Raw genomic sequence first — 19899 nt, forward strand, 5'->3', positions numbered from 1 at the left:
ACCACTTTAATCCAATGTAAAAATGAAAAGAACAGTTTTAGCCATCGCCCTGATGCTGGGCGCAGTCTGTGCCAACGCACAGGAGACAACCTCAACGGGAGACCTCTATCAGGGTCTGACCCGAAAGATTGCCTTTGAGCGGATGATACCGCCCCACGGATTGGAAATCACCTATGACAAGACGGTGCACATCATCTTCCCATCTGCCGTGCGCTATGTCGATTTGGGTTCGCCCAATCTCATTGCGGGGAAGGCGGACGGAGCGGAAAACGTCATCCGTGTGAAAGCGACGGTCAAGAACTTCCACGAGGAGACGAACATGAGTGTCATCACCGAAGACGGAGCATTCTACACCTTCAATGTCAAGTATGCCAACGAGCCACTGTTACTCAATGTGGAAATGGCGGACTCTATCCACGACGGGGCGAGCGTAAACCGACCGAACAACGCAATGGAGGTTTATCTCAAGGAACTCGGCAGCGAGAGTCCGATGCTGGTAAGGCTTATCATGAAGTCCATTCACAAGGAGGACAGGCGGACTGTGAAGCACATCGGCAGCAAGTCCTTCGGTATTCAGTACCTGCTCAAAGGGTTGTACTCGCACAACGGACTGCTGTACTTCCATACGGAACTGCGCAACAAGTCCAACGTGCCGTTCGACATCGACTTCATCACGTTCAAAATTGTGGACAAGAACGTAGCCAAGCAGACCGCCATGCAGGAGCAGGTACTGCTTCCGCTGCGTGCCTACAACTATGTTACTTGCGTGGCGGGGCAGAAGAGCGGTCGCACGGTATTCACGCTTCAAAAGTTCACCATCCCCGACGATAAGCAGCTCATTGTGGAGATGCACGAGAAGAACGGCGGAAGACACCAGTCTTTCGTTGTGGAGAACGAAGACCTTGTGCGTGCAAGGGAGATTGACGAACTCAAAGTGAAGTGATATGAGAAAGCTCGCATTTTTCCTGTTTGTCGTGATGCTTGCCCTCCTTGCAGGGCAGGCACACGCCCAACGATGTCTGCCCAAGATGAAGGGCATACGCCTGACCACAGGCATGGCGGACGGCTTTTATACCAAGCCTGCCAGCAACAACACAGGCTATACGTTCGGGGCTTCGCTTGCCACCTATACCAAAGGCGGACATCAATGGGTGCTCGGGGTGGAGTATCTCCGCAGATACCACCCTTATCGAGATAGCCGTATCCCTATGGAGCAGTTCACAGGCGAGGGAGGCTTCTTCTTTGGTGTGCTTTCCGACGGGAGCAAGACCTTTTTCCTCTCCGCAGGCGTTTCCGCCTTGGCGGGATATGAGACGGTCAATGGAGGGAAGAAGCTGCTATTCGATGGCTCTACGCTCCATAACAAAGATGGCTTTATCTATGGTGGAGCAATCACCCTACAGGCGGAGACCTATCTGAGTGACCGCCTTGTACTGTTGCTCTATGGCAGGGAGCGTTGCCTGTGGGGAGGCTCTACGGGGCGTTTTCATGCCCAGTACGGTGTCGGACTGAAAATCATGCTGGACTGATGGACATGCGACAGATGAGAGAGATACCCATTGCGGACTTCCTGAACGCAATGGGTATTCATCCGACCAAACAGAAAGGAAACGCTTTATGGTATTCCGCTCCGTACCGCACGGAACGGACACCCTCTTTCAAGGTCGATATCGCCAAGAATGTTTGGTTCGATTTCGGGACGGGCAAAGGTGGCGACATCTTCGACTTGGCAGGAGAGTTTATCGGAAGCAGTGATTTTCTCCTACGGGCGGCATTCATCGCACGGAACGGAGCTTGTCCGCTTCCCGTTATGGAGCAATCGCTAAGGGAAAAAGAAAGAGATCCCTCCTTTGAGGATATTGAGAGGCGTCCCTTATTGAATGGCAGACTGTTGGGCTATCTGGAAGAACGGGGTATCGATGCCCACGTTGCCATCCCCAACTGCGAGGAGGTGAGGTATCGTGTACGGGGCAAGCGGTACTATGCCATCGGCTTTCGTAACGAGGCAGGAGGAATGGAATTGCGTAATTGCTTTTTCAAGGGTTGCATACCGCCCAAAGACATTTCACTGAAGCGTAACGGCTCGAACGTGTGTGCCGTCTTTGAGGGTTTTATGGATTACCTCTCCGCCATGCAACTCGGCATAATCGCTTCGGACTGGCTTGTCCTTAATTCCGTTTCCAACATGGAGAAGGCACTGAAAGTACTGGGCGGTTATCACAGGATAGAATGCTACCTCGATAATGATAATGCGGGACGAAGAACATTGGAAAGGCTGAGGGCAGATTTCGGAGAGAAGGTTATTGACCGTTCCTCTCTGTATGCCGACCACAAAGATTTGAATGATTACCTGCTCTATCAAAGGCAGGAGTGAGTGTATAACAATAAAATGTAAGGAACAATGAAAAAGAAAATATTGAATACGATTTTGGTAATAGGAGTGCTTGCTCTTGCAGGATTTTGTTTATCTGCTTGTGATAATGAGTTGGATATTCAGCAGGCGTACCCGTTCACTGTCGAGACGATGCCCGTTCAGAAGCACATCGTCAAGGGACAGACGGCGGAGATACGCTGTACATTGAAAAGGGAGGGCAACTTTGCCGACACCCGCTACACCATAAGGTACTTTCAGCCCGATGGAAAAGGACGGCTGAAGATGGAAGACGGCACGATATTCAAACCCAATGACCGTTACCCGCTTACAAAAGAGGAGTTCAGGCTTTACTACACCTCTGCTTCCACCGACCAGCAGACAATCGACGTGTATGTGGAGGACAATTTCGGACAGACGGCAAAACTCTCGTTTGAGTTCAACAGCCAAGGGGAAGAGGAAAAGTAGAAGACAGATGAGATTAACGTCAGTTCGACGTAAGAAAACAAAGAATGAAACAATCTCATAAACTTCATTAACTGCCTAATATTGTTGTAGTTATAATTGAAAAAGTGGCGAATGAATTGGGCGTTAATGTCTGAAAATCAAGGTAATACACACAAATAAAATGCCACTCTATGAAGACAAATATAGTAGATATTTTTTGTATGGCAGATGACTTCTCAAAGCTTTTTGACCATGCAGATTTCAGAGTCAAGTGCAACGTTGTTGCAAATATACGTCAAGGGCTTCTATAGGAGATTGAAAGTTTAGCTTTTTTCTGGGTCTGTTGTTTAGTAGTCTCTGTATTGTTTTGATTTGTAGTTTAGATATTTCGGAGAAAGAGGTTCCTTTCGGTATATATTGTCTTATTAGTTTGTTTAGATGTTCTATGTGTGGTTTGTCGGTTGAGCAATAGGGTTTTGCAAAGAAAACAGGAATTTTGAGCGCCCTTTCGATGGAAGAAAAAAACATAAACTCGGCACCATTGTCCGTTGTGATGGAATGTAGCAACCCCATTCTCTTGAAATAGTTTAGTTTTTGATTGACCACTCTGGCTAATGCCTTAGCATTCTTCCCTTTGGGCAATGGTTCAATGATAGCATAATCTGTCTTTCTGTCGGTAAGTGTTAGGATAGCCTCTTGTTGTTTAGCTCCAATGATTAGGTCCATTTCGAAATCTCCGAAACGCTCTTCTTGATTGATGCATTGGGGTCTTTGGTCAATTCCCTTACGCTTTTCCCATTGGGATTTGAGCGGTTTAGCAAGGTTCTTTCGTCGATACTTCAAGTGATGCCTTGTTAGCTGGCAAAGGTCTCCTCCGAGTGCCTTATCCTCGTGGAGAAAAGTGTATAGGGTGGTTTTCCCCACGATGGGGATTCCCTTGAGCCGAAAACGCCCCACGATTTGCTCAGGCGACCACTGTTTTTCTCTCAAAATCTGGACGACTTGTTCTTGCATTTTATCCGTGAATTTCCTCGGATAGCAACGCCACTCCTTACGCTCTGTAGCATACATATGTGCTGCATGGCAGGAGTATCTTCCTCTTGCCGTTTTGTTGCGTTTGACTTCTCGTGAGACGGTGCTGGTTGACACACCAATGGTTTGAGCGATGAAAGAATAAGATTTCTTTTGTTGTAGTAGCCGATCTATTGTGTACCTTTGCTCTCGGCTCAAATGGTTGTATTTTTTCATATTCACGCAAATATAATCTTTGGCGCCCATCCCCAGAGGGGCTAGCCCCTCTGGGGATATTCTTTCTATTTGCGTTGCACTTACTACTGGAAAATACATAATAAGCGGGTGGTTCTCAAAACAGGCGTAATTAGCCGAAAGGCGGTAAATTTGGTGCTGGCAAAGTGCGAAGGTCTGCACATAAAGCAAAGTGTTTTAGGATGGATATTTGGTTTCGGAAGGATTACGGTTACTACCGGAGGCGTTACAAGTTCATATCCTTATATTGCCGATCCGCTGGCTTCCCGGCGGGAGATAAATACACAGATAGGGTAAGCGAAAGTACGAACTCATTGATGAATAAACGACTCTAGGTAAGTTATTGAAAAAACACTTGAAAATAAATTTTTTCAGGTGTTTTTTTATGAGTATATTCGCGATGATATGTTATATAGTTTTTAATTTAAAAGATAAAATCATGGACAATGAAAAGACATTAAAAGAATTTAGAGTGAAATTTGCTGTAGAAGAAAACCTTGTTTTAAATTCAGGCGCATGGTCTTGGTCTGTTAGACCTGCTCAGCCGACATTAGCTTCTGGTATAATATCACTAAATCGCTATGCATTGCATCTATCTGATGTTACTCCAGAAGAAATGGCAGAATTAGCAACTTTGATTAAAAGTGTAGAAACAGTCATTAAAAGAACTTTTAATCACAACATTATGAATTACTTAATGCTTATGATGGTTGATCGTCATGTTCATTATCACGTAATTCCAAGATATAATGGCATAAGAAATTTTGCAGGTTTAGAATGGGTTGATAATGGTTGGCCAGCCTTACCAGTAATGGGCGATAATCAACATAAAGATCAAACAGGACTGATTAAAGAGATTCAAAAAGTTTTGATAGATAATCTTTAAAAGAATGTCCATATGAAACTTATAGAAAAAGAAGATTATGCTCATAATCTTCTCATTCCTTTTATTGCAAAAACGCAAGAATTGTTGGAGCATACTCTAAAAAGTATAGATTTCAATGCTGAATGCAGAATTACACCTGCTGTTGATTTAGGGTTCCCTCATGATGTTATTAGAATTGCAGGAGGTTTTCCGACAGGAGCATTCGTAGAATGGAAATGCAATACTCCCTTTATTCCCATTGATACAACAGTCAATATTGATACTAGTTCTATTTTCTATCTTGATGATGATATCACAGATTCAATAGATGAAAATACTTTTTCCGATTTAAGAGGCAAAATAGAAAACAGTAGTTATGTTTTTAATTTTCACAAAGGAAATCATTTTATTAGTTTTGGGCATAGTGTAGAAAAAAACTGTCCTGTACTTGTTATACATTCCAATGAGAAGGAGTTTAAATATCAATTTAATGGATTGATGCCTGCCAAAGAAAATTGGTATGCTGATGACATTAATATTTACCAAGAAGGGAATAGATATATCCGATATTTAAAGGGTGATAAAGCTGAACTCTTTATTGATATTGCAAAAATGCTCGAAGATTTTAATATTATTCGACATCGATTCATTGCTCATTTATTGACACATAAAAGAACGAAAATCAACCATCAATTTGACAAGCATCATTATTATATGCCCACAAGAAATAGTGTTGCTATCGGATGTTTCATAATTTCAGAGGGTGAAGAAGTTCCCATATTTTCCAAAGTAGGTAAAGATATTTTTGTATTTAAACCACTGCAAGGAGGTGCAAACAAAATTATTACGCTTAATGAAAAAATGGAGCGCTTAATCGTTCCCCATGGATGGGGAAAAACTTGTGAAAAAGATGTTTGCTTTGAAATTGATTTAGAAAACAAACAGTTTTATCTTTCAGGAAAATCGTACCCTATTGAACCACTAATATCCTTAGGGAAAGATGAACGACTAAGTATTCGAAACTTTTCTTCTGATCCAACTTCGCCTGAAAGCATTTTTTCGCAAATGCAACAGCATTGTCCTGGAGTTGTCGTCGAAAGAATAATTCAAAAAAGCTCCTACACTAAATATGGTTTTCAAAAGCATTTTTAATTTATGTCTGGCAATACAATAATCCTTATTAGGCACGGTGAAACCACCTTTAATAAAGATGGTATAATTCAAGGGAATACAGACCATCCAATTCTTACAGAAGAAGGAAGAAAACAGATGCTCCGTGTTGGAATATGGCTGAAAGAATTAGACATAGATTATATTTATGCATCACACTTAAATAGAACTAAAGAATCTGCTGAAATTGTAGCTAACCAATGTGGGGTAAGCCTATCTAGGTTGAAAATTGATGAAAGATTAGAAGAAATAAATTTTGGTTGTTGGCATGGACTACAAAGAAAAGAAATTATCAGCAATTTTTCTAACATTTATCGATTATGGAGGACTAGACCATATGATTTTGAATTAGAAGAGCGATTTCCAGTTAAAGAATTATATGACAAAATCTCTTCTTTTCTTAACGAAGAGATTTTACATAGTGACAAAAAAGGGATAAAAGTTATAGTTGCTCATAAAGGTTCCATTTCTGCGATAGTTAACACCCTATTGAAACTACCTAAATCACATCATCATATTCTACAGTTGGATAATGGTTCTGTAACTGTAATTCAAGAAAGAAATACTATTGAAACATCCTGTGATTATGAGTTGTGTTTTACCAATGAAGTTCCGACTTTTTGTGATGCCCCTTTAATTGATTTTAAAACAGAGGAAAGAACAAAATCATATGGAGAACTTTTTTTAGTTCGTCATGGTCAAACAGATTCTAATTTAGAAAGAAAATATCAAGGCTCCATGGATATTCCTCTTTCAGAACTTGGAATAAAGAACATGAATCTTCTAGCAAAATCATTTACTCCTAATATCCCAACAAGAATTATTTGTAGTCCATTGTCAAGAGCAATACAAAGTGCAGAAATTATAGCAAATAGCAATAGGATAAAATCAGTTAGTGTTAGGAATGACTTGCATGAGTTTTTGTATGGTATATGGGAAGGCATGACTGAAGATGAGGTTTCACGCTACAGGCATGCTGAATATAACCAATGGCAGACTGTTCCTCAAAAAGCAAATATACCTCAATCTGAACATCTAAATAATGCATATAATAGGTGTAACAACATTTGGGAGGACTATCAAAAAGATTTATACTCTTGGGGTGGTAGTATAATCAGTGTAGCGCATGATATTGTAAATAGATTAATTATCTGCAATGCTTTGGATTTACCAGCAAACTATATCTGGTCTTTTAAACAAACAAATGCATCAGTAAGTGTATTAGCCATAAAAAATGTATATGACGGGCGTTTGAGAATGTTAAATCATAGTGGAAATTCAATCAAATTTAGATTATCTGATGAGTACTTATAAAAATGACAACAGGGAAAATATTGCTACTATTGTTTTGTTATTAGTAGTATATATAGCCATTGGTATAGACGATTGGCTTCCGAGTATTAAATCGATAGAATATTATCGGATTATAGTATTACTCATTTCTGTAGGTCTATATCAATTTATTATATGGTTAATATTCTTTGTTATCTCTCATACATCTTTTTTTATGCATTTGTATTGGGGTAAATTATATATTGATGGATATTGGTCTTATGAATACACGAGAAATGGTAAAATTCATTTTGGAATATGGAGAATAAAACAAGATTTGAATGGTACACATGTTATTGGTTCTGGTTTAAATGATGACTGTTCTGTTAGAACTAATGTTCGTTCAGTAAGTCCATTAATTGAAGAACAAGGGGCGTTCTTTGTTTTAAATCTTCGGCAAGAATTAAATAGTTTTGAAGGGTTTATAACACCTGTTTATTCCAAAACAACATTATTTTTGGATGAGCCTCGCAATTGGTTTTCTGTGGTAAAAACTATTAGAGGAACTACGGAAATATATGGGGGGAGTTCGAATGCCCATTTACACCCTGATGTGAAATTTAAGAAACATTTAAAAGCGAAATCTGACGAAGATGTTATTAATGACCTAAAAATACAACATCTAAGTCAGTCTAATATTAAAACAATTTTTCAATAATGAAATTGATTTATCAATTATAAGTAAAGATGTAACAAGAATAGAACTAGCAAAAGCTTTGAAAGCTATAAAAACGATCTCTACTGATGAACAATTTGAACAGGCTAAAAAATATGTATTCAAGAGGGTGGAAAAGAAAGTGTGATGAGTGCAGTTAACGAGCTTTCAGAAGAAGATGAATTTGCTGTGTCAACAAAGCTTATAGGCACAGCAACTCATATTATTGGACTAGAACAAAGACCAATAATCAAAGGAGAATACGTTGTTCTTGACTTTTTTGTAAACTCCGAAGTGAGGTGTTCCGTAAAGGGAAAATAAGCAAGAGATTTCAATGGTCGCACATTTGTACTTTTGTAAATAATTCAATAATTAATAACTTTGATATAAACATGGACAAAGACCGATTAATGGTTGGATCAAGAAACCGGGGTTAACGTTCAGTCCCCATGCTTTTACATCTGAAATCTGGATAGTTCGTTGGGACTTTATATCCCGTGTTAGCGACGATAGGTCACAGGATGTATTCAATCAAAAAAAAGACGTTATGACTTACATTGGAATCGACATCAGCAAGGGCAGGTTCGTAGCTGCTTTTCCGACAGTATCGGGCTACCAGACCCGAACGTACGCCAACACCGTAAATGCAGTGCCCCCAAAAAGTTGGACACGTTAAACACTATTTTTGTTTCATTCTCTCTGAGTCCTGTATTGCTCCAGGCTCTTACCATTTAATCGGAGCTTTATCCGCTCTCAATTGTAGTAGTTGATGTACTCTCGTAAAGCCTTTGCAAAGGCTTTACGAGAGGTAAATAGTTCGGTTTTCATCGTTCCGAAAAAGCTTTCCATCATCGCATTGTCGAAACAGTTGGCTTTTCTCGACACACTTTGCACGATCCCTTGCTCTTCGGGGCGTTTGCGGTAGCCTTGGTAGCGGTACTGCCGGCCTTGATCGGAGTGAAGGATCAGCCCTTTGAGAGCTTTGCGAGAGCAGAAAGCCCTTTCGAGCATGGCATATACTTGTTCCAGATTCGGACTTGTCGAGAGGTCATAGGCTATGATCTCCCCGTTGAACATATCCAAGATGGGTGAGAAGTACAGCTTTTCGCCCCCGATGTTGATCTGTGTGATGTCCGTTGCCCACTTTTGATTCGGAGCGCCAGCAGAAAAACTTCGGTTGATAAGGTTCGGTGCCTCCTTGCCAAGTGGTCCGAGATAGGACTGATAGTGCACCTTTCTCTTCTTGTCCCAAAGACCCATTTCTCGCATGAGACGATAGACGGTCTTGTGATTGATCGGATGGTTGCGATTGTGCATTTCGGCCGTCACACGACGATAACCGTACCTGCCTTTATGGGTGGTAAAGATCTCTCTGATCTCTGCTCTTGCTGAAGCATACTTGTCCTCCCAAGAGAGTTTCTTGAGGTGATAGTAGAATACCGAACGAGCCATCTTTCCCGCTTTGAGAAGTAAATCAAGCGGATGCTCAGGCCTTAGTGATTCGATGACTCTCGCCCGCTGCCTCGGGCTTTCTCTTTCTCGATCAAAACCTTCAGTTTTTTTAGCAGGGCGTTCTCTGCTTTGAGGTAGAGATTTTCTGCCTTGAGCTTCTCAAGTTCTGTCTCCGGTGATTTCTTTTTTAGTCTGCCCATAGTCTCTTTGGGGCGTCGCCCTCTCTTTTTGATTTCATACAAAGACCCTCCGGTACGAACGGTTTGAATCCATCGTCGGAGGCTTTTGATGCTGACGTCATGTGTCAGACTCAACACAGACAAAGGTACGCCTTTGTCTGTGAAGGCCAAAACTATAGCCTCTTTTTCAGATGCTGAAAACCTCTTCCCTTTCATGTACTCCAGACCCGATGTCCCATATTTCTTGTAACGGTAGTACTTCTGACGAAGCAGAACATAGTCTGTACGGTGCTCGCTGCTGACTGACTTCATCCCTCTGCCTGAATCAATCTTCCTAAACATCTCAAGCCATTCTTCTAAATCGCGTTTCATTGCTGATTACTTTCCAAAGTTTTTTGTCCAACTTTTTGGGGGCATACTACTTTCGCAAGGGGCGTTTTCTTGCTATTTCCTTCGCACTTCTCGTTATGAATGAGTAACTTTGCAGAAAACAAATTATTATGAATGAATTAAAAATAAATAAGTACAAGGATTTCATTTTATCATTCTTTGCTGGTATGAATGTTGGTCAAGGATTGTTTCTTAGAACCATTAGTTTCAAAGCAGAAAAAGACTATGTCAGGAATAGGTCAGAAATGAATAACCTGTACGTTGTGTTGAATTTATTGCTATCCAATGATTATTTGCATTTTAGTAACTCGTCTCAAGATTTTATTATGCTTTCTCAAAAGGGATATGACCATATAAATGGAGACTTTCCACTGGATCTATCCATTTCATTAGGAGATTTGATGTACTTAAGAGAAATAGAACAAAAAGGGAAGGATTTTATATTCAACGAATTATGGAGGTTTATTGGGAAAGAAGAAGAGGCTTTCTTCTATGTAAATGGTCCCGATTATTATAATACCATAAAACCTTTTATACAAGGTGCATATCCTTCGTATTCTGAGTATATAGAGTATAGGAAAAAAGAAGGAGTCTCGACTTCAAGAGTGGTATGGTATCGAGAACTTTTTTCCTTACTTGCAGATGAGGATATTAAAATATTTATAAGTAAATTATCCGAGAAAGTAAACGCTTCGACAAACAACAAGAAGAGGTCTGATGTTTGTGTAGATACGACCTTATTTGATAATGTGGAAAAGATCAGTAAGCCTCAAGAGGAAAAGAGTGAGCTAAAGGTTGTTCCTATGATAGTATTTATATCTTATGCATGGGATGAAAATAAAGAGGCGGTACAAAGAATCGCTAAACATTTGAAAGATGCTAATATCGAAGTGCGCATAGATGAGGATGTTCCTTATGGAACAGATCTCGTTCGTTTCATGAACAAAGAAATAAGAGATTGTACAAAATGTCTTGTGTTTCTCACTCCAAAGTATAAAGAAAAGGCAGAGCTTTCAACAGGTGGAGTAGCCCATGAAGGTAGAGTTATTTCACGAGCTATTTACCAAGATCAAGACACGACAAAGTTTATACCGATTTTATTGTCTGGGAGTTTTGAGAAATGTTGCCCCGATTTTTTAATCGCACGAAAAGGATTTGATTTTGTAAATCATCCATTTGATGAAGAGATAAATCGCTTAGTACGAGCATTAACATTGCAACCCTAATTGGGGCTTTTTGTTACTTTTGAGCCGTTTCGACTCACTGTCAAAAGTAACGGGGTGCTTTTCATTGGGTTTCTTTGCTACTTTCTTTGTCCGCTCAAAGCTCACGAAAGAAAGTAGCGGTCGGCAAATTTGCTGACCGCTTTACTTTGTCTGTTCTTCTTGAATGCTTATCTGTCCCACACTTACATCGGGGTGAGTAGAGAAAGCCCAATTTACCTCCTCATCGGGTAGGGTGCTGTGAATGTTCCCACCCATTACCAATCCGCAATCCTGAATGACCTTTTGCCGTGCGTTCTCTCTGCTTTCGGCAACCACCTCAAACACTCCTTCAAAGACGTATTGTGTCCGTACTCTGTAAACTTTCTTCTTCATTTTCTCAAAACTCAACCTTTAATAATCTGTGTTCCATAGGCTCACCATTCGATAACCTGCGGTGGGTAAGCCAAAAATGATGTGTGCCGTAACCATAGGCAAAGAACTTGTCAAGTTCCGTTTTTTCGGCTATCCGCTTGATGGCTGACCTCAGTTCCTCTTCATTGGTGGATAGGGTAATGGCATTGATTATCCTTACAAGGATATGGGGTATCTCGTCTGCCCAGTCGCATACGATGCTTTCTATTTCTGCTTTCATATCTGTGATGTTTTGGTGATTGTTGCTTATGCTGTCGCTCTCATTCTCTGCCTTATCAATTTGCGATTGGCATTGACAAGGCTCACGATTTGGTCGTGATATTCCGTGTTCTTGTTGCACACGCCACGACTTTGCACCACTTTGAGCGTGTCCAAATTGACCTCAATCGTTTCTATTCGTCTGCCCTCAATGGTAGCCGAAAGGATAAGCGAGTTCTCTTTGAGATAGTAGGCATTGTCGAATACGCAATGGTGCATTGCCACTCCCTCATCCAAAAATTCCCGCACGCTCTCCAAAACGTGGACTCGGATTGTGCCGTCCGTGAATGAGATACCGAAGAACTTGGATTTGAGTTCGTGGAAACGCTTCTCGTCCTCTATTGTTTTTTTGCGTCTCTTCTCCTTTTCTTCCTTTTCTCGTTGCCTGCGAAGTTCATTTTGTCTTAGGTCGTGTTCCCTATGCAGGTCAGTAGGGCAAACATACTTCGGGCTGTGTATGTCCTTGCCCAATCTTCGGAGCATATCCACGTAGTCGCACCATATCGAAATGTCCTCTATATTATAGCCGTTGCGAGTGGCGACTTTATAGGACTGCCAACAAGCATCAAATGTCCGTGAATTGTTAAGAAAGTATTTCAGATGTTCGGTTCTGCCTGCTTTCATCAATGTTTCCGCACGGCTGTCGGACAACAGGGCAGGAATGAGAACGGTTGGTTCAATGTCGTGAAAATCGTCTCTAAAACCATTTCTGTGGAGTGCTTCCGTTACCTTGAACTTCGGATATATCGGGGAGTATGATATATGGCGGTAGGCTTCGTTGTCGTTGCGGATTGCCATAGGCGAGCAATAAGAAAAGGTGTCGATGTATCTGCCCAATACTCTCTGAATGGCAATAATCGTCTTTCGTCCTTGTGCGTTCCACCAATACTGACCGATTTCAAAGAGGTATGATGATGCCTTGCAACCTTTTTCCATTTCCACAGAAAGAAGAAACATTCTTAGTACTTGGTACTCTCCACAAGTGGTAAGTATCGTAAAGTATTGCTTCTGTCTTATCTTGCGTTCAAAGGTTTCCTTGACCTGCAACCTTGCCCTACAATGAGGGCAGGTGCAAGTGTATTTCGACTTTTCCATTGTCCAACTATGACCGCAATCCATACACGTTGTACGACCTTTGGGAAGTCGATAGGCAAAGTGGTCTATACACCCTCTAAATGCCCACTTACATTGTGTCTTGGTTATCGGGCGTAAGTTCTTACTCTCGGCAAGTACTGCTTTCTCAAACTTGTTTCTTGGTTTCATATTCGTTCGCTGTTTAGTATTAAAATTCGAATAAGGAGGGTTGGAGTTGCTCCTCCGCCTGCTTCTCCGCTTTCGGTTTCTTAGCGGTAAGTTTGCGGTATTCCTCTGCTTGGTATCGCTCGATAGCCTTTTTCCGTGCTTCCGCTTTCTCCTCTTCTGTGAGTTCGATAGTATGGTTTACCACGACTTGGCAGTTGATGGACGTGCCTACCTTGATGTTATCCTCATCGTAATAATGCACGGCAAGGGAATATACCTCCTCATCAGACAGACCTGCACACCCCATTCTTTGGACTTCCGTCAAGATGTAGGTAATGCACTCGTCTATGTTCTTGTTCTCCTTGCGGAAATTCCCTGCAAAGAGTTCATCGTATGATGCTCTTGTTTCCAAATAGTTTTGGATAACGTCCTTGAAATGTTCTGTACCTTTCATTGTTTTTGTCTTTTTAATCAATTGAATAATGTTCCGTTGGATAGAAATTCGTAGTTGTTGGCTTCGCAACTCTCTGCAAAGGCTTCCTCGCTGAGTTGGTATTCCATATCGTCCCAGCAAGCCTTGAAAAATCCATTCAAGCACCTGTCCATAAGTTCGTATAGGATGGTATCATCGGGGGCTTTCAAAAAGTCGTATATGGGCTTCAATATCTCATAGTCCATACAATAGCCCGTCAATACGCAATCATTGGTAACAAATACACGACTTTTACGCTTTCTCTTGTAATTGTGTCCCCAAATGGTTTTGGGTATATACAAGTCGTTCCAATGGTTATTGACAAGGTATTTCAGTAGTCTAACCCCTTTCAAATTATCTTCTTCCTCGCTGTAATGAGAAGTGAAACGATACCAATAGGAATAATTATCGTATGACCATCTGTCTACCTTGATATTGAATATCTGTTCAAAGGCTTGCAATGTCTTTCGGTTTTCTTCGTCCCAACCATAGTTAAAATGTTCCGCCCAATGGCTGTGTGCCTTTGCTTGTGCCTCTCTTGTCAGTTCGTGGAGGTTGTAAACCTCGTATGTTCTTGTTTCTATTCTCATATCTACTTGGTGTTGTCGGGGCTATTATTGATGATGTTTTCTCCATTGTCTGCAAAGACCTCAATAGTCGGGTTCCCTCCATTTTCCTCTACGGATAGGTGTTCGGAGGTTTCATATAAGGTCTTGTCGTCCATAATGATGACCTTCTCGTTGTCTTCAAAACAAAGTACATCCTCTCCCTGCCACGACTTGACAATAGCAACGGCTTCCTCGTAATTCTCTGCTGTTACTTCAAAGTGGGTGCGCTCCCAACAAGTAACCTTTCTATCTTGGTAAAATCTGAATGCTTCCATTGCTCCCACTATTAGATTGTTGCTAAAATGATTTCTTGGATATGAATAGGTTCAACTTCTGAGAAGAGATAGAGGATAAATTCCTTTCTGTCCTTCCGATTGAGTTCTTTGTATAGTTCCCTAAAGGCGGATATATTCCCATTGAGGTAAACCGATACCATATACTCGAAAATGTTGTCCACTTCGTAGTATCTGCATTGCTGTGCGATAGTTTTACTTCTTCTTTTCATCTGGATAAATGTTTATGAGATAAGCAACCAAAATATTCCCCCGACAATGAATAGATAGGTCAGTATGTAGACCACAATTGTCAGTGTGATGGCAAAGAGTAGCCGAACGATGTATTTCCCCAGCCATAGTCCTGCAAGCCAAAGCCAAAGACTGCCGCCCAAGAGGGATGAGCCGATGAGGGCAAGTGTTCCCCAAATCAAGGTTTTGTATCTCAGTTTCATCTTGTCTGTTTTTTGATTTTATGCGGATTCTTGAGGTGAGGGAGTTGAGTTTCCATTTTTCTTTTTCTCTGTCCTCGCGTTTCCGACATTTTTTTTGCGTATTTCCGTCGGGTCGGTCGTTTTCGTTTCAAGGCGATAAAAAGGTAGGGGGCAAGGACAACAAGGTTTAGGGCAAGAATACTACCTGAAGAATGAAGTGTGGAGATTGTTGCCCTGACGGCTTGCCGCTTGACCTTTTTGGCCGTCAGACGCCGAAGCTACCTTTGCCGAAGAGAACGAAGACCGATCCCGATGCGAATACATAAAGTAGAAAGTGGAGTGGAACAACGCATAGGACAGAGTGAAAAAAATGAAAGGCAGTCTTCACAAGTAAGACTGCCACAACAATCAGCAATAAGACGAAAAAATAGAATCAGCTGACTGGATAGAGAGCCGTCAGAAAAGAAAAACAGAGAAAGTTTCGTCTTTCTCCGTAGATAGTATTACCTTTGAAGTAGGTTATTCAAGGTACACAAAGCATTGTATATTATTGCAGAAGATAGGTCGCTAAATCATTACCTACTGCATTTCATGACTCATTCGACTGTTGATAGCCAATTACTTATACCTAAATGATAGATTTTAATCAAAAAAGATTATCTTTGAGTTTAACGTATGTGCTTTTGTTACATTACGGATTTGCGCTTTTAGATATGAACTGTCATAATGAGTATTCAAATGCATATCTCAGTGTCTACTGATATGTGTAAGTATAAACAAGCAAAATTTAACGACTATGGCAAATTACAAAATTGAAGAGATCGAAGGCATCGGTTCAGCGTTAGGCAAGAAGTTTAGAGAGATCGGAATCACTTCGACAGATGCACTATTGAAGGCATGTGCGACAAAGAAACAACGTAAGGAGGTGGCTGAAAAGACAGGTATAGATGAAGCCAAAATCTTGAAATTTGCTAATCAAGTTGATTTGTTCAGGATAAAGGGTGTAGGCTCGGAATATGCAGAACTTCTCGAAGCCGCAGGTGTTGATACCGTAAAAGAGTTGGCGCAACGCAAACCTGAGAATTTGTGTGATAAGATGATGGAGGTCAATAATATGAAAAAACTGGTTCGTAGGGAACCGCCTCTAAAGTTCGTTCAAAAGTGGGTTGAAGAGGCTAAGAGCCTTCCTCGGGTGCTTGAGTATTGATTCAGAGCATCTCTGTGTAGCACGATACAATGAGACAATAAAAGGCAGACTCAATAAAGTGAGAATGCCTTTTTTGAACTGTTACGTTCTTTAGATTTTTTTTGTATTATGCCGAACTCAACACCTTCTTGCTAAAGGAAAGAATTTTAACCCATGTTTTTCTTCCAAGACTCGAAATCTTATAGATTTTGAAGAAATATTGGCAGATTGTGATAAAAAAACAATATAAAATATTGGTATATAAATTAAAACAATTATATTTGGGCATAAAATAAGAGTAAACGGCTTTTTAGTCAGAAGATTAGAGCATTACTAACACCTTAAAACATAAAAATATTTTAGAATGAACAAGACTGAATTTATCTCAGCAGTTGCTGAAAAGGCTGGTGCAACAAAGGTTGACACTAAGGCGATTGTTGATGCAGCAGTAGCTGTTATCGCAGAAGAAATGAAGAAGGGGGAAAAAGTCGCAATTCTAGGCTTTGGTACATTCTCTGTTGTTGAAAGAGCTAAGAGAGAAGGCTTCAACCCAAGAACAAAGGAAAAAATCAAAATTCCGGCAAGAAAGATTGTTAAGTTTAAGCCCGGTTCTGACCTTGATATCGTAAAGTAATTTATCGAGGAAAGTAAGTCCTGAAGTCGAGACAGCAAATTTTTGCAGGTGTCTTTGTCTTCAACTACTACATAAGACGACTGTATCGAGATGTGTTCTTGATACGGTCGTTTTTCATGTGATGCATGGGGTATAAGTAGGTGTATAGACGAAAATATGTTGTGGCGGATTAAACTTTGTTTGATTTGTTGAGTCTTTAGGTGTATAAGTCTTTACAGAATATATCATAATAACTAAAGAAATGAATACACCGACTCACCCTCTCAAGTATCGATTATTACTTGTTGCTTTAGCCCTATTTTTTCCGTGTATGGTGCTTGCACAGAGCTCCGGTAACTTTGATTTGTCCGGAAAGGTACAAGACGCGGCCACTAATGAACTGATGTCTGCCGTTACGGTGAGATTGATGAAAAAGTCCGATGGTAAGCTTATCAAAGGAACTACAACCGATATGAAAGGTGAGTTTGTAATGACAGGCCTTATGCCTGGAGATTATAGACTCCTTATCAGTTTTGTTGGTTACAATAGTATCGAGCTAGATGTGTCTTTGGGAAAGGCATCAAAAGTAAATTTTGGTACCTTAAAGATGATACCTAATACGACTGCTCTGAAGGGGGTAGATGTTACCGGGCGTGTCCGACCCATCGTACTGAAGCCGGATACTGTGGAGTTCAATGCCGGAGCGTTCAAGGTCAAGAGTGGTGCTAATGTCGAAGAGTTATTGAAGAAGTTGCCAGGTGTTGAAGTGGATGCCGAAGGAAATATCACTTACAATGGTGAGCGTATCGAAAAGATTGAGGTCGATGGTCGTAACTTTTTCTCCAATGACCCGAAGATGACAACGCGTAATCTCCCATCTCTTATGGTGGACAAGGTGCAAGTTGTGGATAAGCAGAGCGATGAGTCTATATTGACCGGTATGGATGATGGTACGAGGACAAAGGTCCTTAATCTAAGCATCAAGCCTGATATGAAGAGGGGGGGCGTTGCAAATATCAATGGGGGATATGGTATTCGCAAGCGTTATGCAGGAGACATGATGATCAATTTCTTTGATAAGAATGCTCGCTATTCACTTCTTGGCAATTTTAATAACACGGAGGGGGTTCTCGCCGGAGAGGGTGACCGTGATGCTCGACGTATAGGTTTCAACTACGAGACATCTATAGACAAGAAGTTTGAGATGGTCTCCGAAGTACGTTATGACGGTGACAATAACAATAAATCAGGAAGCGTAGTACGAGAAAATCTACTCGGACAAGATAAGCGCAATATATATAATGAAGATTATATAGACTTGACTCGTAGAAATGACCTCAGCGGAATCACGAGGATTGAGTGGAAACCTGACACCTTGACTACGATATTCTTTACGCCTGAGCTGTCATGGAGCCGTTCTGCGACAGAGTCTGTCCAGTCCTTTGAAACTCGTAATCAGGATAACGATTTAATCAACAAGGGTGTGTCAAAGAGGAGCAATGACAATGCGGATGTGAGTGCTCTGGCGGAAGTGCATTTCAGTCGTAAACTGAATACCAAAGGACGTCATCTCTATTTAGGGCTTGAGGGGCGTCTCAGTCAGTCTGATGGCTCGGGATCAAATGTGCTAACGACAGATTTTGCACAGTCAGGAAAGGAGGATGAAAAGATAGATCAAAGCCTTAATAGCAACGGGAAGTCGGGACGATTGGTATTGCGCTCCTCTTACATCGAGCCTCTGAGTCGTCTTTGGGCTTTGCAAGTGAATTATAGACTAGAGGCACAGTATCGTAAGAATCTGAGAGAAGCGTTCAATAAAGATCCCAATGGAGAGTATACTATTCTCGATGAAGTATACACGAAGGGATCCACAAGTTCGTTCCAAAACCATAGTCTTGGGCTCAACTTGAGATACAAAGTCGACAGATCCCACATAACTTTTGGTATGGATGCTCGCCCCTCCCTCGCCACTACAGTTTCTACGATTGGGAATAAAGAAGTATTCAATAAGTCAAGGGTAGTGTGGAACTATGCCCCATCTGTCAGGATCGAGTATCGTAAGAGTGATAGCATCATGTTTAACTTGCGTTATAGCGGTCGGACCTCGCACGCATCCATGGAACAGTTGAATCCTGCTGTTGTGATAAACTCTCCACTCAACAAGGTCGTCGGAAATCCGGACCTCTTACCCTCCTTCTCCCACAGTGTAAGATTCATGGGTAATTACAATAGCCCTCGGAAGAAGCAAAGTTTTGGAATCATGGGGCGTCTTTCTTTTACCGACAATGCTATTGTCGACCGTCGCACAGTCGACCCGGAGACAGGAGCTGTACAGACTACTTATGAGAATGTCAGTGGAGTGGCAAGTGTCGGTTTAGGCTTTATGGGTTCTTTGCCATTTGGTCGTACCGGTTGGTCTTTTTTCCTTTCAGGTCGAGGAGGCTATGAGAGGACAAAGGCTTATATTAACGACGAACTTAATTCAGCGCACATTTTCTCTCCCACATTGTCTCCCAAACTGACATGGAGGGGTGACAACCTTTCGATCTCTTTCGGAGCGAGAGGACAGTGGCAGAAGGTATCAAATAGTGTGGCAACCAATCTTGATAGGACAGCTACCAACTATTCTCTCATTAACGAGTTCAACTGGAGTTTGCCTTGGGGAATAGAGCTTACATCAAATGTGGAGTATACCAAAAAAAGTGGTTATTCACAAGAGTTAGATGCCAATATCTGCTTGTGGGACATGTCGTTGGGAAAGAGTTTTCTAAAGGGCAACGCTGCCACCTTTGAGGTTTCTGTTTTTGATATCTTGGGGCAACGAAATTCTTTCTCTCGTATGATCACTTCTACATCCATTACCGACAGGACGGTCAATAATATCAGTACCTATGCCTTGATGACATTCAAGTATCGATTCAACTCCTTCGGAAAAGATGGTAGTGGCAGGGTGTCAGATGGGGCACGGTCACGATTTGGTGGTGCAAGAGGTGGTCGCCCTCCTCATACGATGCCTCGCAGATAGTTTTTGTTGACATTAGAAATGTCTT

General features: G+C 41.3%; 26 protein-coding genes. 15 read left to right on the top strand and 11 right to left on the bottom strand.

Annotation, left to right across the window (positions count from 1 at the left end; translation table 11 throughout):
* Positions 1 to 22 precede the first annotated feature (22 nt).
* From traN to EL262_RS01170, 4 genes are read left to right on the top strand one after another with little or no spacing between them, the layout of a single operon-like run.
* Positions 23 to 943: a conjugative transposon protein TraN gene (gene traN, locus EL262_RS01155; protein ID WP_025837621.1), complete on the top strand. Its 921-nt coding sequence runs from the start codon at positions 23 to 25 to the stop codon at positions 941 to 943.
* A 1-nt stretch (position 944) separates the two neighbouring features.
* Positions 945 to 1529: a conjugal transfer protein TraO gene (locus EL262_RS01160; RefSeq protein ID WP_025837624.1), complete on the top strand. Its 585-nt coding sequence runs from the start codon at positions 945 to 947 to the stop codon at positions 1527 to 1529.
* Complete coding sequence (locus tag EL262_RS01165; protein ID WP_025837626.1) at positions 1529 to 2374, top strand: toprim domain-containing protein; 846 nt, start codon at positions 1529 to 1531, stop codon at positions 2372 to 2374. Before EL262_RS01160 ends, EL262_RS01165 begins: the two co-directional genes overlap by 1 nt.
* A 27-nt stretch (positions 2375 to 2401) precedes the next feature.
* Positions 2402 to 2839: a DUF3872 domain-containing protein gene (locus EL262_RS01170; protein WP_036853486.1), complete on the top strand. Its 438-nt coding sequence runs from the start codon at positions 2402 to 2404 to the stop codon at positions 2837 to 2839.
* Between the two features lie 246 nt (positions 2840 to 3085).
* On the opposite strand, the gene EL262_RS01175 is transcribed toward EL262_RS01170, so the two are convergent.
* The gene (locus EL262_RS01175) at positions 3086 to 4066 is read right to left on the bottom strand and encodes an IS30 family transposase (RefSeq protein ID WP_025837628.1); all 981 of its coding nucleotides are present in this window, start codon (positions 4064 to 4066) and stop codon (positions 3086 to 3088) included.
* 69 nt (positions 4067 to 4135) lie between these two features.
* Here EL262_RS01175 and EL262_RS01180 point away from each other — a divergent pair, with 69 nt between their 5' ends.
* The 7 genes from EL262_RS01180 to EL262_RS10215 all read left to right on the top strand — a co-directional run bounded on the left by EL262_RS01180 (position 4136) and on the right by EL262_RS10215 (position 8782).
* The gene (locus EL262_RS01180; RefSeq protein ID WP_262706860.1) at positions 4136 to 4381 is read left to right on the top strand and encodes a PH domain-containing protein; all 246 of its coding nucleotides are present in this window, start codon (positions 4136 to 4138) and stop codon (positions 4379 to 4381) included.
* A gap of 142 nt (positions 4382 to 4523) precedes the next feature.
* The gene (locus tag EL262_RS01185; RefSeq protein WP_159100508.1) at positions 4524 to 4970 is read left to right on the top strand and encodes an HIT family protein; all 447 of its coding nucleotides are present in this window, start codon (positions 4524 to 4526) and stop codon (positions 4968 to 4970) included.
* Positions 4971 to 4982: 12 nt separating this feature from the next.
* Positions 4983 to 6101 carry a hypothetical protein gene (locus tag EL262_RS01190; RefSeq protein ID WP_025837634.1) on the top strand — a complete coding sequence of 373 codons (1119 nt, stop codon included), beginning with the start codon at positions 4983 to 4985 and terminating at the stop codon, positions 6099 to 6101.
* Between the two features lie 3 nt (positions 6102 to 6104).
* Complete coding sequence (locus EL262_RS01195) at positions 6105 to 7433, top strand: histidine phosphatase family protein (protein WP_078735722.1); 1329 nt, start codon at positions 6105 to 6107, stop codon at positions 7431 to 7433.
* On the top strand, positions 7420 to 8109 hold the full coding sequence (locus EL262_RS01200) for a hypothetical protein (protein ID WP_078735723.1): 690 nt from the start codon (positions 7420 to 7422) through the stop codon (positions 8107 to 8109). The genes EL262_RS01195 and EL262_RS01200 overlap by 14 nt, the downstream gene beginning before the upstream one ends.
* Positions 8110 to 8253: 144 nt before the next feature.
* Positions 8254 to 8427: a hypothetical protein gene (locus EL262_RS10010; RefSeq protein ID WP_159100509.1), complete on the top strand. Its 174-nt coding sequence runs from the start codon at positions 8254 to 8256 to the stop codon at positions 8425 to 8427.
* Positions 8428 to 8653: 226 nt separating this feature from the next.
* Positions 8654 to 8782 (top strand): hypothetical protein, encoded by a 129-nt coding sequence (locus tag EL262_RS10215; RefSeq protein WP_262501322.1) that lies wholly within the window; start codon positions 8654 to 8656, stop codon positions 8780 to 8782.
* A gap of 77 nt (positions 8783 to 8859) precedes the next feature.
* On the opposite strand, the gene EL262_RS01205 is transcribed toward EL262_RS10215, so the two are convergent.
* Both EL262_RS01205 and EL262_RS01210 read right to left on the bottom strand, forming a co-directional pair.
* On the bottom strand, positions 8860 to 9612 hold the full coding sequence (locus EL262_RS01205; protein WP_126464327.1) for an IS3 family transposase: 753 nt from the start codon (positions 9610 to 9612) through the stop codon (positions 8860 to 8862).
* Positions 9600 to 10109, bottom strand: a complete 510-nt coding sequence (locus tag EL262_RS01210) for a transposase (protein WP_126464328.1) — start codon at positions 10107 to 10109, stop codon at positions 9600 to 9602. Before EL262_RS01210 ends, EL262_RS01205 begins: the two co-directional genes overlap by 13 nt.
* Before the next feature lie 128 nt (positions 10110 to 10237).
* Between EL262_RS01210 and EL262_RS01215 the strand changes: the two genes are divergently transcribed.
* Complete coding sequence (locus EL262_RS01215; RefSeq protein WP_025837644.1) at positions 10238 to 11353, top strand: toll/interleukin-1 receptor domain-containing protein; 1116 nt, start codon at positions 10238 to 10240, stop codon at positions 11351 to 11353.
* Between the two features lie 141 nt (positions 11354 to 11494).
* On the opposite strand, the gene EL262_RS01220 is transcribed toward EL262_RS01215, so the two are convergent.
* The 8 genes from EL262_RS01220 to EL262_RS01255 are packed head-to-tail and all read right to left on the bottom strand — an operon-like array spanning position 11495 to position 15071.
* Positions 11495 to 11725: a hypothetical protein gene (locus EL262_RS01220; protein ID WP_025837646.1), complete on the bottom strand. Its 231-nt coding sequence runs from the start codon at positions 11723 to 11725 to the stop codon at positions 11495 to 11497.
* A gap of 4 nt (positions 11726 to 11729) precedes the next feature.
* Entirely contained in the window at positions 11730 to 11984 is a 255-nt protein-coding gene (locus EL262_RS01225; RefSeq protein ID WP_025837648.1) for a hypothetical protein, read from the bottom strand.
* Positions 11985 to 12010: 26 nt separating this feature from the next.
* A complete protein-coding gene (locus EL262_RS01230) occupies positions 12011 to 13285 on the bottom strand; it encodes a PcfJ domain-containing protein (RefSeq protein ID WP_078735725.1) in 1275 nt (424 codons plus the stop codon).
* 19 nt (positions 13286 to 13304) lie between these two features.
* Positions 13305 to 13718: a PcfK-like family protein gene (locus tag EL262_RS01235; protein ID WP_004584358.1), complete on the bottom strand. Its 414-nt coding sequence runs from the start codon at positions 13716 to 13718 to the stop codon at positions 13305 to 13307.
* Positions 13719 to 13735: 17 nt separating this feature from the next.
* Complete coding sequence (locus EL262_RS01240) at positions 13736 to 14326, bottom strand: hypothetical protein (RefSeq protein ID WP_025837653.1); 591 nt, start codon at positions 14324 to 14326, stop codon at positions 13736 to 13738.
* A 2-nt stretch (positions 14327 to 14328) separates the two neighbouring features.
* Positions 14329 to 14619: a hypothetical protein gene (locus tag EL262_RS01245; RefSeq protein WP_036853490.1), complete on the bottom strand. Its 291-nt coding sequence runs from the start codon at positions 14617 to 14619 to the stop codon at positions 14329 to 14331.
* 11 nt (positions 14620 to 14630) lie between these two features.
* Positions 14631 to 14849: a hypothetical protein gene (locus EL262_RS01250; RefSeq protein ID WP_004584361.1), complete on the bottom strand. Its 219-nt coding sequence runs from the start codon at positions 14847 to 14849 to the stop codon at positions 14631 to 14633.
* Between the two features lie 12 nt (positions 14850 to 14861).
* Positions 14862 to 15071 (bottom strand): hypothetical protein, encoded by a 210-nt coding sequence (locus tag EL262_RS01255; protein ID WP_078735726.1) that lies wholly within the window; start codon positions 15069 to 15071, stop codon positions 14862 to 14864.
* A gap of 775 nt (positions 15072 to 15846) precedes the next feature.
* On the opposite strand from EL262_RS01255, the gene EL262_RS01260 reads away from it, so the two are divergent.
* The 3 genes from EL262_RS01260 (at position 15847) to EL262_RS01270 (ending at position 19874) form a co-directional block, all read left to right on the top strand.
* On the top strand, positions 15847 to 16257 hold the full coding sequence (locus tag EL262_RS01260; RefSeq protein WP_078735727.1) for a DUF4332 domain-containing protein: 411 nt from the start codon (positions 15847 to 15849) through the stop codon (positions 16255 to 16257).
* Positions 16258 to 16600: 343 nt separating this feature from the next.
* On the top strand, positions 16601 to 16870 hold the full coding sequence (locus EL262_RS01265; RefSeq protein ID WP_025837655.1) for an HU family DNA-binding protein: 270 nt from the start codon (positions 16601 to 16603) through the stop codon (positions 16868 to 16870).
* A 241-nt stretch (positions 16871 to 17111) separates the two neighbouring features.
* On the top strand, positions 17112 to 19874 hold the full coding sequence (locus EL262_RS01270; RefSeq protein ID WP_025837656.1) for a TonB-dependent receptor: 2763 nt from the start codon (positions 17112 to 17114) through the stop codon (positions 19872 to 19874).
* The last annotated feature ends 25 nt before the right edge of the window (positions 19875 to 19899 follow it).

The organism is Porphyromonas cangingivalis (assembly GCF_900638305.1).
Classification (GTDB): Bacteria; Bacteroidota; Bacteroidia; order Bacteroidales; family Porphyromonadaceae; genus Porphyromonas_A; species Porphyromonas_A cangingivalis.